The following is a 14,521-nucleotide window of genomic DNA, read 5'->3' as shown; positions in this document are numbered from 1 at the left end:
GCGCCCTTTTTCTTTTGCGCGAGGTGTGGCCGAGGCGGGCGGTGGCGTATTGCAGCGGCGTAATGCGGGCACTATCAACCGGGTGAAAGACAAGGAAAGAGGGGCGCACCGGAATGGATATGCAGCATGTGGCCGACAAGGGCCTGGTCCTGCTGGGCTGTGGCAAGATGGGGTCGGCGATGCTGGCCGGGTGGCTGGAGCGCGACCTGCCGCCTGCCTCGGTCTGGGTGATCGACCCCAAGCCGTCGGACTGGTTGAAAAAGACGGGTGTGCATCTGAACGCCGATCTGCCCGAGCGCCCGGCCATCGTGCTTATCGCCGTGAAACCGCAGATGATGGGCGAGGCGCTGCCCACGATTGCCGCCATGGGCGGGGGCGGGACGCTGTTTGTTTCGGTCGCCGCGGGCACGCCAATCGAGGCGTTCGAAGCGGCGTTCGGCAGTGACAGCCCGATCATTCGCGCCATGCCCAATACCCCAGCCGCCGTGGGCCGGGGCATTACCGCCATCGTCGGCAACGACGAAGTGAACGCGGACCAGATGGATCTGGCCGAGGCGTTGTTGAAAGCCGTGGGGCAGGTTGTGCGGCTGGAAGGCGAGCACCAGATGGACGCGGTCACGGGCGTGTCGGGGTCGGGCCCGGCCTACGTGTTTCACATGATCGAATGCATGGCCAAGGCGGGCGAGGCCGAAGGGCTGGCACCGGAGCTGGCGATGCAACTGGCGCAGGCCACGGTGGCGGGCGCGGGGACGCTGGCCGAGGCGGCGGACGAGACGCCGGCGCAGCTGCGCGAAAACGTCACCAGCCCAAATGGTACCACGCAAGCCGGGCTGGAGGTGCTGATGGATGAGGACACCGGCCTGCCGCCGTTGATGGCCGCGACGGTGAAGGCCGCCGCCGACCGCTCGAAGGAGTTGCGCCGTGGCTGACGAGATCACGTTCGACGATTTCCTGAAGGTGGACATCCGGGTGGGCAAGATCACGCGGGCCGAGCCGTTTCCCGAGGCGAAGAAGCCTGCGATCAAGCTGTGGGTCGATTTCGGGATTGAGCTGGGCGAGAAGAAAAGCTCGGCGCAGATCACCAAGCACTACGAGCCCGAAGCGCTGGTCGGCAAGCAGGTGATGGCGGTGGTGAACTTTCCGCCGCGCCAGATCGGGCCGGTAATGTCCGAGGTGCTGGTGCTGGGCGTGAGCGACGCGGAGGGCGGGATCGTCCTTTTGTCGCCGGATCTGGATGTGCCTGTCGGAGGGCGGATGCATTGAAACGGGTCTATTTCACGCGGCCCCTGCCCGAAAGCGTGGCGGACATGGCGCGCGAGCATTTCGACGTGGAGATGCGCGAGGAGAACACGCCGTTGAAGATCGGGCAGATGCGCGCGGCGCTGAACCTGTATGACGGTGTGCTGATGATGTTCGGCGACACTTTTTCGTCCGAGGTGTTCCGCGAGGCGCAGAATCCGCGGTGCAAGGTGCTGGCGAATTATGGCGTTGGGATCAACCATATCGATCTGGCCGCAGCGCGGTCGGCGGGGGTGCATGTGACCAACGTGCCGGGCGCCGTCACTGAGGCCACGGCGGATATCGGCATGACGCTGATCATGATGAGCGCGCGCCGTGCGGGCGAGGGCGAGCGCATGGTGCGGGCGGGCAAGTGGCCCGGCTGGAACCCGACGCAACTCTTGGGCACGCATGTGACGGGCAAGACCGTAGGGATCATCGGCATGGGCCGGATTGGTGGTGCGATTGCAAAGCGCTGTCACCACGGGTTCGGGATGGACGTGATCTATACCGCGCGGAGCGACAAGGATCCGGGATTTCCATGCGAGCGTGTGGAACTGGAAGACCTGTTGGCCCGAGCGGATTTCGCGGTGGTGGCGGTGCCGGTCAGCCCGGAGACGCGGCACCTGATCGACGCGGATGCGCTTGCATTGATGCCGAGGCACGCGCACCTGATCAACATCGCGCGGGGCGACATCGTGGACGAGGCCGCGCTGATCGCCGCGTTGCAGGAAGGGCGGATCCGGGGCGCGGGGCTGGACGTCTATGAGAACGAGCCCGAGGTGCCGGACGCGCTGAAGGCGATGGAGAACGTGGTGTTGCTGCCGCATATGGGCACCTCGACGCTGGAGGTCCGCGAGAAGATGGGGCGCGTGGCGGTCGAGAACCTGCGCGCGGCCCTGGCCGGGGAGACGCCGCCGAACCTTGTGAATTGACGGGGCATGGCGGTGGGGTGAAACCCCACTCTACATCGCCTGAAGCGCGAAGAACGGCAGGCTGGCGCCGATGCACATGATGGCGACCCCGAGGCAGGCCAGCACCCCGTCGCGCACGATGATCGCCGTGGCAAACAAGATCGTTGCCATGCCGAGGACCGAGGACGAAAACGGCACGATTTCGAGGAAGATCATCAGGACGCCACAGAGCACGCAAAGCGCCTGGTAGAGCTTGCGGAAGGGTCCGGTCATCAGGGGCCTGAGGCGGGGGCGGGTGATGGCGTCGATCCTTTCGCCTATCCGGTGCAGGCGCCGGAGCGCGGCCAGCATCTTGTCGTTACCAATGCTTCGGTTCATCACGAAGGAGGGCAGCCAGAGGTGATCCCGGCCCACCAGCATCTGTGCGGCGATCGAGGCGATGAGGATACCGCAGGCGCTGGAGAACAGGGGGATTCCGCTGAGCGGCGAGGTGACCAGCAGCGCGGGCACGCACATCGCGGTGGTGAAAGAACTTTTGCCGAAGGCCTCGATCATGCAGCGCAGGGTCACTTGATCCCGTGTCGTGGTGTCCTCCAGCCGGTCGATAATGGCCGTGATGGGTCTTGATGAGGTGTCGGGATGCGCCATGTCGCCTTTCACGGATTGATCTTGGGGCCTTGATCACGCGCCGCGCGTCAGGATGTAGAACGCCGCCACCTTGAGAGCGGTTCCCCGCGACGCAGGGTTTGCCGCCGCGTTTCACTTGACCTCGGGGCAGGGTTCTGGCGTGGTGGCCGCCACGTCGAGGGAGAGAGACATGTTCAAGCCTGCGATCACCGGCACGGGTGTTTTTACGCCGAAAGAGACCATCACCAATGACGAATTGGTTGTGGCCTTCAACGCCTATGCCGAGCGGTTCAACGCGGAGAACGCGGACGCCATCGCGGCGGGAGAGGTTGCGGCCAAGGAGAAGTCCTCGTCAGAGTTCATCGTCAACGCATCGGGCATCGAGCAACGCTACGTGATGGACAAGTCCGGCGTTCTGGACCCGGAGGTCATGCACCCGAGGCTGCGGGCACGGTCCAATGAGGAGCCGGGAGTCATGGCGGAAATGGCGCTGGATGCGTGTGGCAAGGCGCTGGCGCAGGCGGGGCGCGAGGCGGGCGAGGTCGACCTGATAATTTGCGCCGCGAGCAACCATGAGCGGCCCTACCCGGCGGTGGCGATCGAGATCCAGCAGTTGCTGGGGGCGAGGGGGTTCGCATTCGACATGAACGTGGCGTGTTCCTCGGCCACGTTCGGCATTCAGGCGGCGGCCGACATGGTGCGGTCGGGCAGCGTGCGCTGTGCCATCGTGGTGAGCCCCGAGATCTGTTCGGGGCACCTGGAGTGGCGCGACCGGGATTGTCACTTCATCTTCGGGGACGTGTGCACGGCGCTCGTGATCGAGCGGGCGGAGGATGCCAAGGGCGCGCACTTCATTGTGCATTCGACGCGCTGTGCGACGCAGTTTTCCAACAACATCCGCAACAACAACGGCTTTCTGCGGCGGACGCGGGACCCGGAGCTGCAAGATCGGCGGGACATGCAGTTCGTGCAGGAGGGCCGGAAAGTGTTCAAGGAAGTGCTGCCGCTGGTCAGTTCGCATATCGCGCAGCACATGGCGGATGAGGGTGTGGAGGCCGATAAGCTGAAGCGTTTGTGGCTGCATCAGGCCAACAAGACGATGAACGATTTCATCGGGCGCAAGGTGATGGGGCGGGTGCCGGAGGCTGACGAGCAGCCGAATATCCTGCAGGATTATGCCAACACGTCATCGGCGGGTTCGATCATCGCCTTTTCAAAGTACTCGGACGACTTGCAGCCGGGCGATACCGGGCTGATCTGTTCCTTCGGGGCCGGCTACTCCGTGGGCTCGGTGCTGGTGGAGCGGGCCTAGACCTCGGGCGCGTTGGGCCGCTGAATGGCGGGCTGCTTGTCAGGATCGGACTCGGGCGTCCACTCGGGATCCTGCCGCTTGATCCGCTGCGAGATCATGTAGCTGGTGGGCCAAGCAAACAGGAAGCCTGCGACGGCGCCGATGACGACAGTCCAGACGGAATAATATCCCAGCGTAAACCCGGCGATCACGATGGCGCCGGTGATGAAGCTGCCGCTGAGCAGCGTGAGGTAGAGGGATAGGCGGTCCATGTCGGTCTCCTTTCCATTACGCAAGTGAAACGCAGGAGCGGAGGCCCGGGTTCCTTGAGCGCACCGCGGCGCGCGTCACTCGGCGCAGGTGGAGCCGGGACCGGAGGCGTAGGACCAGTCGACGGCGCAGCCGGCCGCGTCGAAAGCGAAAATCTGGGCGTTCTCGTCTTCGGTCGAAAAGGGCAGGGGCGGCTCCACCGTCACGCGCAGCCATGTCTGTACGGTGTCGGGCGTGACGCACCAGTCGAATTGCGGCGGTTGCATTGCGTCCCAGCCGCGCGCGCGGGCGACGCCGGTGATGTCGGCGGCGCGCAGGCAGTCGGTGTCGGGCAGGTCGGCCAGGAACGCCTGCCGCGCCTCGGTGTGGGCGGCGGTGGCCTTGTCGAAGGAAAAGTCGACTGTGTTGATTGCGTAGAGATTAACCGCGATTAGTGCTGCCGCGAGCAGCAAGAGGCCGAGAACGGTGTATTTCAGCACCTTAGTCATATCGGCTTGACGTGGGCACGGCATCGCCCGTGACCTCGCACCAGTGGCGGCGGCAGAGGCTTTCGTAGGTCTCGTTCCCGCCGACCTGGATCTGGGCGCCGTCGGTCACCACGTTTCCCTGCGAGTCGCGGCGGATGACCATCGTGGCCTTCTTGCCGCAATGGCAGATGGTGCGCACCTCGCGCATTTCGTCGGCCAGCGCCAGAAGCGTGGCAGAGCCGGGAAAGAGATGGCCCTGGAAATCGACGCGCAGGCCGTAGCACATGACCGGCACGTTCAGGTCATCGACCACGCGGGCCAGTTGCCAGACCTGCGTCTCGGTCAGGAACTGCGCCTCGTCGACGAAGATGCAGGCCAGCGGGCCTGTAGCCAGGAGGGCGTCGAGCCGGGCGAACAGATCGTCGTCGGCGGTGAAGGTGTCGGCCTCGGCCCCAATGCCGATACGCGAGCCGATGCGCGCGGGCCCGGCGCGATCATCGAGCGCGGCGGTCAGCAGGTGGGTGTTCATGCCACGTTCGCGGTAATTGTGGCTGGCTTGCAACAGCAGGGTCGACTTGCCGGCATTCATCGTTGAGTAGTGAAAGTAGAGCTTGGCCATGAGCGGAGTTATCCGCATGACGTGCGTGGGATCAAGCGTCGCGCGCGGTGACCGGAGACCTGCGGCATGGTTTTCCACCATTGCGCAATGGGCCGGTATTCAGGATAACGACCCAAGCAAAGGGACGATGGCCATGGCAAACGCTGGATCATACCTGAAGAAACACACCGAGGCGTTGGTCAAGGATGTCGGCGTTGAGCCTGCATGCGAGTTGACCGGCAAGTCCAAGGCGACGCTGGGGCGGTATTATTCCGACCATGACGAACATGCCGACCGGTTCATGCCGGTCGACGCGGTAGCGGCGCTGGAGGCGGCGGCCTCCTATCCGCACGTGACGGCCGCGCTGGCGGAGCTGAATGGCACGCAGCTGAGTTTCGACGACCGGCGGCAGAATGACGGCGGATCGGGCGGGGTGAACTCGGACGTGATCGCGTTGTCGCAACGGTTTGCCATGCTGATGACCGAGTATCACCAGTCGATCGAGGACGGGGTGATCACGGTGAACGAGGCCAAGCGCCTGCTGAAGGAAACCACCGCGTTGCAGCAGGTTCTGATCGATATGAAGCTGCACCTGGAAGACGGTAGTATCTGAGCCGGTTTGTCAGCGGGATTCTCGGCGACATGACCACGGAAAGTTTCGGCGCCGGCATCGCGGCGTGGACGCGCGTCAAGTCGAAGCCGAAACCAAAGGCCACCCCGCGTAGCGACCTCGTGTGGATGTCGGAGAACAGCGCGTATCTGGTGCTGCAGGACGGGCCGCGTTATGACGGCGTGAACCATTCGGAAGGGAGCCCCGTCATGACCGATATCACCCGCCATCACACCGCCGCCCGCATGAGCCAGATCGTGATCCACGGCGACACGATCTATCTGGCCGGGCAGGTGGGCAATCGCGGCGACAGCGTGGCTGACCAGACCCGCACCTGTCTTGAAAAGGTCGAGGCGCTGTTGGGCGAGGCCGGGTCGGATGCGACGCGGATATTGCAATGCACGATCTGGCTGGCCGACATGGCCGATTTCGCCGAGATGAACGAGATGTGGGATTCTTGGGTGCCTGAAGGTCACGCCCCCGCCCGGGCCTGTGGCGAGGCGAAGCTGGCGCATCCCGAGCTGAAGGTGGAACTGCTGGTGACGGCGGCGGTGCGCAAGCGCGAGGGCAAGTGACCTGAAGGAGTGGCTGCGCCACGCAGGTTGGATTGATTGGCGCAGTTTCGAAACGCTTGTCTAAATCGGGGTCAGCCCTCAAGCACAGGTTTGATTGGGGGCCAGCCCCCAAACCCCCGGGATATTTATGGCCAGAGGAAAGGCATGATGGACGCTGACCGGGGGCTGCGCTATCAGCGGAGCGAGTATTGAAAGAAGGATGTCCGATGTCTGGTCATGGCGCGCCCGTTCCGATGCAATCCAGCCTGTCCTCCGGCCTGAAAGGCGAGGCGCATGTGCCCGGCGACAAGTCGATCTCGCATCGCAGCCTGATCCTGGGGGCGCTTAGCGTTGGCGAGACCGTTGTGACCGGTCTGCTGGAGGGCGAGGACGTTCTGGACACGGCCAAGGCCATGCGGGCCATGGGTGCCGAGGTCGAACGAGACGCGGACGGTGTTTGGCATGTGCATGGGGTGGGTGTCGGCGGTTTCGCCGAACCGGGCCAGGTGATCGACTGTGGCAATTCGGGGACCGGCGTGCGGTTGATCATGGGGGCGATGGCGACCTCGCCCATCACCGCGACGTTCACCGGGGATGCCAGTCTGAACGGGCGGCCCATGGCGCGGGTGACGGACCCGCTGGCGCTGTTCGGTGCGCGCGCCGTGGGGCGCGAGGGCGGGCGGCTGCCGATGACCATAGTGGGCGCGCGAGAGCCGGTGCCGGTGCGCTACGAGGTGCCGGTGCCGTCGGCGCAGGTGAAATCGGCCGTGCTGCTGGCGGGGCTGAACGCCCCGGGGCAGACAGTGGTGATCGAACGCGAGGCGACGCGCGACCATACCGAGCGGATGCTGGCCGGGTTCGGGGCCGAGATATCGACCGAGGTGACCGACGAGGGCCGGGTCATTACCCTGACCGGGCAGCCGGAGTTGACGCCCCAGACCATTGTCGTGCCAAGAGACCCGTCGAGCGCGGCTTTTCCGGTCTGCGCGGCGCTGATCACTGAAGGGTCGAACGTGCTGGTGCCCAATATCGGGCTGAACCCAACGCGCGCGGGCCTGTTCACCACGCTGCGCGAGATGGGCGCTGACCTGACCTATGAGAATGAGCGCGAGGAAGGCGGCGAGCCTGTAGCGGACCTGCGGGTGCGATTCTCACCCGACATGAAGGGTATCGAGGTGCCGCCCGAACGCGCGGCGAGCATGATCGACGAATACCCCGTGCTTTCGGTGGTGGCGGCCTGTGCCACGGGGCGCACGGTGATGCGCGGCGTCAAGGAACTGCGCGTCAAGGAAAGCGACCGGATCGACGCGATGGCATCGGGTCTGCGCGCCTGTGGCGTGACGGTCGAGGATGGTGAGGACTGGTGGATCGTCGAAGGCATGGGCGCGGGCGGCGTGCCGGGCGGTGCGACCTGTGCCAGCCATCTGGATCACCGGATCGCCATGTCGTTTCTGGTGTTGGGGCTGGCCAGCAAGGACCCCGTGACGGTGGATGACGGCGGGCCGATCGCCACGTCCTTTCCGGTGTTCGAGGCGCTGATGTCCGCGCTGGGGGCAAAAATCACACGCATCTGAGCGGGCTGCCGGAGGTTATTCGTACGAATAATCTTTGGCGGCGAAAATTCGTACGAATTTTCGGGGTCGCGGGCGTGCCAAATTCTGCCGGTCGCAGGCTTTCGACGGCGCGGGAAAGCGGTATGGTGCCGCTGGGATGTGCTTTGGCCAAAGGCGATGCAAGATGAACGAGACCGATCCACTGGTGGTTTTCACGCCTTCGGGCAAGCGCGGGCGGTTTCCGAAAGGCACGCCGGTGCTGACCGCGGCGCGGCAGTTGGGTGTTGATCTGGACTCGGTCTGTGGCGGGCGGGGCATTTGTTCCAAGTGCCAGATAACGCCCGGCTATGGCGAGTTTTCCAAGCATGGCGTGACCGTGCATCAGGACGCGCTGTCGGAGTGGAACGCGGTCGAGGAGCGCTATGACCAGAAGCGCGGCCTGAAGGCCGGGCGGCGGCTGGGCTGCCAGGCGCAGGTGATGGGCGACATCGTGATCGACGTGCCGCCGGAAAGCCAGGTGCACAAGCAGGTGGTGCGCAAGGCGGCCTCGGCCCGGGTGATCCAGATGGACCCGGCGACGCGGCTTTATTTCGTCGAGGTGGACGAGCCGGACATGCACGAGCCCACGGGCGATCTGGAGCGGCTGGAACGGGCGTTGCGCGAGCAATGGGAGATCGACGAGATCACCGCCGACCTGACCCTGCTGTCGAAGTTGCAGCCTGTGCTGCGCAAGGGCAAGTTCCGGGTGACCGTGGCGCTGCACCAGTCACACCTTGAGAGCGTGCCGCAGGTGATCGAGATCTGGCCGGGACTGCATGAAAGCGGGCTTTACGGGCTGGCGATCGACCTTGGTTCCACCACGGTTGCGGCGCATCTGACCGATCTTGAAAGCGGCGAGGTCAAGGCCAGTTCCGGCATCATGAATCCGCAGATCCGGTTCGGCGAGGACCTGATGAGCCGGGTGAGCTATGCGATGATGAACCCCGGCGGCGACCAGGAAATGACCCGTGCGGTGCGCGAGGCGATCAACACGCTGGCAGAGGAAATCGCCAAGGAAGCCGAGATCGATCCGAGCCTGATCGTGGAGACGGTGTTTGTCTGCAACCCGGTGATGCACCACCTTCTGCTGGGGATCGACCCGGTGGAGCTAGGGCAGGCGCCGTTCGCTCTGGCCACGTCCGACAGCATGGCGCTGGAGGCTCGGGAACTGGACCTGTCGGCGATCAACACCCGGGCGCGGGTTTACCTGCTGCCCTGCATTGCGGGGCATGTGGGCGCGGATTGTGCCGCTGTGGCGTTGAGCGAGGAGCCGGGCAAATCCGACGACCTGGCGCTGATCGTGGATGTGGGCACGAATGCCGAGATCCTTTTGGGCGACAAGAGCCGGGTTCTGGCCTGCTCCTCGCCCACCGGACCGGCCTTTGAGGGGGCGCAGATTTCCAGCGGGCAGCGGGCGGCGCCCGGCGCGATCGAGGCCATCCGGATCGACCCCGAGACAAAAGAGCCGCGGTTCCGCGTGATCGGCTCGGAGAAGTGGTCGAATGAGGCGGGCTTTGCCGAAGAGGTGGGGCCGGGCGGCATCACCGGCATCTGCGGGTCCGGCATCATCGAGGCGGTGGCCGAGCTGCGCATGGCGGGGCTGATGGATGAAAGCGGGCTCATTGGCTCCGCCGAGGCGACCGGGACCGCGCGGATGGTGGCCGAGGGGCGGACGCATTCGTATCTCATCTATGACGCCACGGACGAGGGTGGTCCGCGCATCACCGTGACGCAGGGTGACATTCGGGCGATCCAGCTAGCGAAGTCGGCGCTTTACGCCGGGGCGCGGTTGTTGATGGACGAGCGGGGCGTGGACAAGGTGGACCGGGTCGTGCTGGCTGGGGCCTTTGGCGCGCATATCAGTGCCAAGCACGCGATGGTTCTGGGGATGATCCCCGACGTGCCGCTGGACAAAGTGACCAGCGCGGGCAACGCGGCCGGCACGGGCGCGCGGATCGCCTTGTGCAACGTGGGCGCGCGGCGCGAGATCGAGCGGGTGGTGCGCGAAATCACGAAGGTCGAGACCGCGATCGAACCCAAGTTCCAGGAGCATTTCGTGGCCGCCAACGCCATTCCGCACAAGACCGACCCGTTCCCGGAACTGGCGAAGGTCGCGCCGTTGCCGAACCCGTCGTTCAATACCGGCGGGGCCGAAGATGGCGCGCGCCGTCGGCGGCGGCGAGGCTGAGCCGACGGCGGACAACAAGATTGCTCGGCGGCGGGTGATTGCGCAGAGTAGGGTCATGGCCCCCGCGCACCCGCCGTGGCGGCGTGTTTTGCTTTTTCCTGCCCGGCGTGGCGCAAACGATTGATCTGGCCGATATGACACCGAAATCGCTTTGGCTTTCCTTGGTCCTTACAGCGGCGACGGCGCTGCCCGCGATGGCCTGTCCGGGCGCCGAGACGCTTGAAACCGGCGTTGTTTTTGAAACCCGCGACGGGATGACCGAGACGCACCGCCGCTTTGCCCCCGAGCTGATCCTGATCCAGACCGAGTTTCCCGACGGTTCGGGCTCGATCCTGGAGACGCGGCACGGGCTTTACCTGGCCAGTTCGACACCGATCGAGGACGGGGTCGTGAAGGTCGGACAGAAGGATGTCTTTGCCAGTTACGCCGATCTGGAGAAATGGGACGAACCCCGCCCCGACGCAGAATGGCGCAACGAAAGCAGCGGCGGCGGGACGGCGACATCGTGGCCGATGACGACGATCAAGCTGGGACCTTGCACCTATCCGGCCTTCGCGATCGACCTGACCTTCAATGACGACCCGACCTATTCCGAGCGCTATCACTACCTGCCGGAAATGGGGGTTGGCCTGTTGGTGGCCAGCACGCTGGACGGGGGCGCGGAAACCTATGACTACACAGGGGTGCGGGCGGCCGAATGAGGTGATGGCGCGCCGAATCCGTCTTGACCGGGGAAGGCCGGCGTCATACCTAGCGGTCGCGCAGGCGGGTATGATGTAATGGTAGCCTGTCAGCTTCCCAAGCTGAACGCGCGGGTTCGATTCCCGCTACCCGCTCCAAGCCTCAGCACCACACGATCAACGAATGACCGGCGCGCGGGCTAGCGCGTATAGGCGTTCGGCGTGGGATCACCGGCACCAGTGGTGGCATGGCTGTGGTCGATGGACAGGACCATGCCCGCGGACATCAGGAAGCCCGCCAGCAGGACCACCTCGGCGAAGGGCAGGCCGGACAAGAGCCCCTGGCCCCAAGCGCGGCGCACATCCATGCGCGAGCGTCGGTCCGGTGCGGGAGGGTTGAGCCGGATTTCGGGTTTATCCGTTGATTGATCGTTACACATGGTTTTGGCAGCATCACTTTTTACAGGGTCGCTTTGCGCTTGGAAGGTGCCACGAATAGGGACAATTTGCCTTTTTCTTGCCGTACTGGGGTGTTTTGACCCATAAAGCCGGGCGGAGCACGGAAACAGAGTGTTCGCGGGCGTATCGCGCGCAGCGGGCTGAGCAAGGCAGGGCAGAAGATGGGTTTCACGGTAGCGATCGACGGGCCGGCGGCGGCGGGCAAGGGCACGGTGGCGCGTGCGGTGGCCGAACGGTTCGGCTTTGCGCATCTGGACACCGGGCTTTTGTACCGCGCCACCGGGCGGCGGACACTGGACGGGACCGAGCCGGTGGATGCCGCGCGGGCGTTGACGGCCGAAGACCTTCAGGCGGACGACCTGCGCTCTGCCGAGGTTGGGCAGGCCGCCAGCCGGGTGGCCGCGGTGCCCGAGGTGCGCGCCGCGCTGGTGGAGTTTCAGCGCGCCTTCGCGGCCCGGGCGGGTGGCGCTGTCCTGGATGGGCGCGATATCGGGACGGTGATCTGCCCCGATGCGAACGTGAAGCTGTTCGTGACAGCAAGCGACGACGTGCGCGCGCAACGGCGGCTGGAAGAGCTGGTGAGTAAGGGGGCCGAGACGACCTATGACGAGGTTCTGGCCGACTTGCGCCAGCGCGACGAACGCGACTCGGCGCGGGCCACGGCGCCGCTGAAACCCGCGTCGGACGCGATACTGCTGGACACGACGGCATTGTCGATCAAAGGCGCTGTCGAAGCGGCCTGTGCCGAGGTCGCGCGGGTGCGTGCGGCGCTGTGACGGCGAAAATCACCTTTCACCGCGGTGGCGGGTGGATGGACAGGTTCCGGGCCTACCGGCTGAGCGTGACCGGCGAGGAGGTCGGGCACATCAAGCGGAACAGCCAGTTGAGTGTCGAGGTGGCGGCGACCCAGCATACGCTGAGAGCCACGATCGACTGGTGCGGCAGCAACATCCTTTATGTCGACCTGTCGGCGGGTGGCGAGGTGCATGTCGAGGTATCGAACCCCAACGGGCCTTTCAAAGGACAAAGGGTGATGCGCCGGGCGCCGGGCGCGTACCTGCAATTGCGGCTGCTGGAGAAGGCCGAAGCCCTCGAAACCCCTTGATTGTCATGGCCGAGCGGGCTATAGCCCCCTCGTCGACAAGGCGGAACCGCCGCAGAGCATTGAGAGCGAGCAGGGTCGGGAATACCGGCCCTCTTTGTTTTGCGTATATGAGGTGGTCCGTCTGACCAACGAAACCCTGAAGACCGGCGGAGACAACCGCGCGGCCGGACACAACGAAACGTTAGGATTGAAACGCCACATGGCTCAAAACGCATCGATGGAGGAATTCGAGGCCCTCCTTAATGAAAGCCTCGAAATGGACACGCCCCAAGAGGGATCGGTTGTCAAAGGCAAGGTCATCGCGGTTGAAGCGGGACAAGCCATCATCGACGTCGGCTACAAGATGGAAGGCCGCGTCGAACTCAAGGAATTCGCAAATCCCGGTGAAGCGCCCGAAATCGAAGTGGGCGACGAGGTCGAAGTGTTCCTGCGCTCGGCAGAGAACGCCCGTGGCGAAGCCGTCATTTCCCGTGAAATGGCCCGTCGCGAGGAAGCTTGGGACCGCCTGGAGAAAGCCTATGCCGACGACGCGCGCGTCGAAGGCGCGATCTTTGGCCGGGTTAAGGGCGGTTTCACCGTCGATCTGGGCGGCGCCGTGGCGTTCCTGCCCGGCTCTCAGGTCGATGTGCGCCCCGTGCGCGATGCGGGCCCGCTGATGGGTCTGAAGCAGCCCTTCCAGATCCTGAAAATGGACCGCCGCCGTGGGAACATCGTTGTCTCGCGCCGCGCCATCCTGGAAGAGAGCCGCGCCGAGCAGCGTGCCGAAGTCATTGGCAACCTTTCCGAAGGTCAGGCCGTGGACGGCGTGGTCAAGAACATCACCGAATACGGGGCCTTCGTGGACCTGGGCGGTGTGGACGGCCTGCTGCACGTGACCGACATGGCATGGCGCCGTGTGAACCACCCCTCCGAGATCCTGAACATCGGCGAGACCGTCAAGGTCCAGGTGATCAAGATCAACAAAGAAACCCACCGCATCAGCCTTGGCATGAAACAGTTGCAGGACGATCCGTGGGATCTGGTGGCTGCCAAGTACCCGCTGGAATCGGTGCATACCGGCCGTGTCACGAACATCACCGACTACGGTGCATTCGTTGAACTGGAACCCGGTGTCGAGGGCCTGGTGCACGTCTCGGAAATGTCCTGGACCAAGAAGAACGTGCATCCCGGCAAGATCGTGTCCACCTCCCAGGAGGTCGAGGTCATGGTGCTGGAGATCGACCAGGCCAAGCGCCGCGTGTCGCTGGGCCTCAAGCAGACCATGCGCAACCCGTGGGAAGTGTTTGCAGAAACGCATCCCGAGGGCACCGAGGTCGAGGGCGAAGTCAAGAACATCACCGAGTTCGGCCTGTTCATCGGTCTGGAAGGCGACATCGACGGTATGGTGCACCTTTCGGACATCAGCTGGGACGAGCGCGGCGAAGACGCGATCCAGAGCTACAAGAAGGGCGACGTCGTTCAGGCGGTCGTTTCCGAAGTGGACGTGGAGAAAGAGCGTATCTCGCTGTCGATCAAGAACCTGGGCGGCGACAAGTTCGCCGAGGCCGTGGGCGGCGTGAAGCGCGGATCGATCATTACCGTCGAGGTCACCTCGATCGAGGATGGCGGCATCGAGGTGGAATACGAAGGCATGAAATCCTTCATCCGCCGCTCCGACCTGTCGCGTGACCGCTCCGAGCAGCGCCCCGAGCGTTTTTCGGTCGGTGACAAGGTCGACGTGCGCGTGACCAATGTCGACAGCAAGACCCGCCGTCTGGGCCTGTCGATCAAGGCGCGCGAGATCGCCGAAGAGAAAGAAGCCGTGCAACAGTACGGCAGCTCGGACTCGGGCGCATCGCTTGGGGATATCCTGGGCGCCGCTCTTAAGGGCGACGAGGACAAATAAGCC

At 64.6% G+C, this 14,521-nt stretch carries 17 protein-coding genes and 1 tRNA gene; 13 read left to right on the top strand and 5 right to left on the bottom strand.

Translation table 11 applies throughout. The annotated features are described in order from the left end of the window. The first annotated feature begins 113 nt into the window (after positions 1–113). The 3 genes from proC to FIU86_RS15535 are packed head-to-tail and all read left to right on the top strand — an operon-like array spanning position 114 to position 2,213. A complete protein-coding gene (gene proC / locus FIU86_RS15545) occupies positions 114–929 on the top strand; it encodes a pyrroline-5-carboxylate reductase (protein WP_152475915.1) in 816 nt (271 codons plus the stop codon). Further along, positions 922–1,263, top strand: a complete 342-nt coding sequence (locus FIU86_RS15540; protein ID WP_152475914.1) for a tRNA-binding protein — start codon at positions 922–924, stop codon at positions 1,261–1,263. The genes proC and FIU86_RS15540 overlap by 8 nt, the downstream gene beginning before the upstream one ends. Then, positions 1,260–2,213 (top strand): D-glycerate dehydrogenase, encoded by a 954-nt coding sequence (locus tag FIU86_RS15535; protein WP_152475913.1) that lies wholly within the window; start codon positions 1,260–1,262, stop codon positions 2,211–2,213. The genes FIU86_RS15540 and FIU86_RS15535 overlap by 4 nt, the downstream gene beginning before the upstream one ends. 30 nt (positions 2,214–2,243) lie before the next feature. Here the strand turns inward: FIU86_RS15535 and FIU86_RS15530 are convergent, their stop codons facing one another. Then, on the bottom strand, positions 2,244–2,852 hold the full coding sequence (locus FIU86_RS15530) for an exopolysaccharide biosynthesis protein (protein ID WP_254703857.1): 609 nt from the start codon (positions 2,850–2,852) through the stop codon (positions 2,244–2,246). Between the two features lie 157 nt (positions 2,853–3,009). Here FIU86_RS15530 and FIU86_RS15525 point away from each other — a divergent pair, with 157 nt between their 5' ends. Then, entirely contained in the window at positions 3,010–4,131 is a 1,122-nt protein-coding gene (locus FIU86_RS15525; protein WP_152475912.1) for a beta-ketoacyl-ACP synthase III, read from the top strand. Here FIU86_RS15525 and FIU86_RS15520 read toward each other — a convergent pair. From FIU86_RS15520 to FIU86_RS15510, 3 genes are all read right to left on the bottom strand, one after another. Next, the gene (locus FIU86_RS15520; protein WP_152475911.1) at positions 4,128–4,382 is read right to left on the bottom strand and encodes a hypothetical protein; all 255 of its coding nucleotides are present in this window, start codon (positions 4,380–4,382) and stop codon (positions 4,128–4,130) included. The two genes, FIU86_RS15525 and FIU86_RS15520, sit on opposite strands and share 4 nt — an antisense overlap. A gap of 75 nt (positions 4,383–4,457) precedes the next feature. Further along, positions 4,458–4,868 (bottom strand): hypothetical protein, encoded by a 411-nt coding sequence (locus tag FIU86_RS15515; RefSeq protein WP_152475910.1) that lies wholly within the window; start codon positions 4,866–4,868, stop codon positions 4,458–4,460. Beyond that, positions 4,861–5,466 carry a thymidine kinase gene (locus FIU86_RS15510; RefSeq protein ID WP_152475909.1) on the bottom strand — a complete coding sequence of 202 codons (606 nt, stop codon included), beginning with the start codon at positions 5,464–5,466 and terminating at the stop codon, positions 4,861–4,863. Before FIU86_RS15510 ends, FIU86_RS15515 begins: the two co-directional genes overlap by 8 nt. Before the next feature lie 133 nt (positions 5,467–5,599). On the opposite strand from FIU86_RS15510, the gene FIU86_RS15505 reads away from it, so the two are divergent. From FIU86_RS15505 to FIU86_RS15480, 6 genes are all read left to right on the top strand, one after another. Continuing rightward, positions 5,600–6,058, top strand: coding sequence for a hypothetical protein (locus FIU86_RS15505; protein WP_152475908.1), 459 nt, complete (start codon positions 5,600–5,602; stop codon positions 6,056–6,058). Between the two features lie 206 nt (positions 6,059–6,264). Continuing rightward, positions 6,265–6,630, top strand: a complete 366-nt coding sequence (locus tag FIU86_RS15500; protein ID WP_152477181.1) for a RidA family protein — start codon at positions 6,265–6,267, stop codon at positions 6,628–6,630. A gap of 206 nt (positions 6,631–6,836) precedes the next feature. Further along, positions 6,837–8,183: a 3-phosphoshikimate 1-carboxyvinyltransferase gene (aroA, locus tag FIU86_RS15495; protein WP_152475907.1), complete on the top strand. Its 1,347-nt coding sequence runs from the start codon at positions 6,837–6,839 to the stop codon at positions 8,181–8,183. Between the two features lie 163 nt (positions 8,184–8,346). After that, positions 8,347–10,389 (top strand): ASKHA domain-containing protein, encoded by a 2,043-nt coding sequence (locus tag FIU86_RS15490; protein WP_152475906.1) that lies wholly within the window; start codon positions 8,347–8,349, stop codon positions 10,387–10,389. An 83-nt stretch (positions 10,390–10,472) separates the two neighbouring features. After that, entirely contained in the window at positions 10,473–11,090 is a 618-nt protein-coding gene (locus FIU86_RS15485) for a hypothetical protein (RefSeq protein ID WP_172977524.1), read from the top strand. Between the two features lie 64 nt (positions 11,091–11,154). Beyond that, a tRNA-Gly gene (locus tag FIU86_RS15480) sits at positions 11,155–11,228 on the top strand. A 41-nt stretch (positions 11,229–11,269) separates the two neighbouring features. Here the strand turns inward: FIU86_RS15480 and FIU86_RS22620 are convergent. Next, positions 11,270–11,437: a hypothetical protein gene (locus FIU86_RS22620; RefSeq protein ID WP_172977523.1), complete on the bottom strand. Its 168-nt coding sequence runs from the start codon at positions 11,435–11,437 to the stop codon at positions 11,270–11,272. A gap of 252 nt (positions 11,438–11,689) precedes the next feature. Between FIU86_RS22620 and cmk the strand changes: the two genes are divergently transcribed. From cmk to rpsA, 3 genes are all read left to right on the top strand, one after another. Further along, the gene (gene cmk, locus FIU86_RS15475) at positions 11,690–12,304 is read left to right on the top strand and encodes a (d)CMP kinase (protein ID WP_152475904.1); all 615 of its coding nucleotides are present in this window, start codon (positions 11,690–11,692) and stop codon (positions 12,302–12,304) included. Positions 12,305–12,339: 35 nt separating this feature from the next. Continuing rightward, the gene (locus FIU86_RS15470; RefSeq protein WP_152475903.1) at positions 12,340–12,633 is read left to right on the top strand and encodes a hypothetical protein; all 294 of its coding nucleotides are present in this window, start codon (positions 12,340–12,342) and stop codon (positions 12,631–12,633) included. A gap of 199 nt (positions 12,634–12,832) precedes the next feature. Then, positions 12,833–14,518, top strand: a complete 1,686-nt coding sequence (gene rpsA, locus FIU86_RS15465) for a 30S ribosomal protein S1 (RefSeq protein WP_152475902.1) — start codon at positions 12,833–12,835, stop codon at positions 14,516–14,518. Positions 14,519–14,521 lie beyond the last annotated feature (3 nt).

The organism is Roseovarius sp. THAF9 (genome assembly GCF_009363715.1).
In the GTDB taxonomy this organism is placed as follows: Bacteria; Pseudomonadota; Alphaproteobacteria; order Rhodobacterales; family Rhodobacteraceae; genus Roseovarius.
This window is presented reverse-complemented; position numbering and strand designations above follow the sequence as displayed.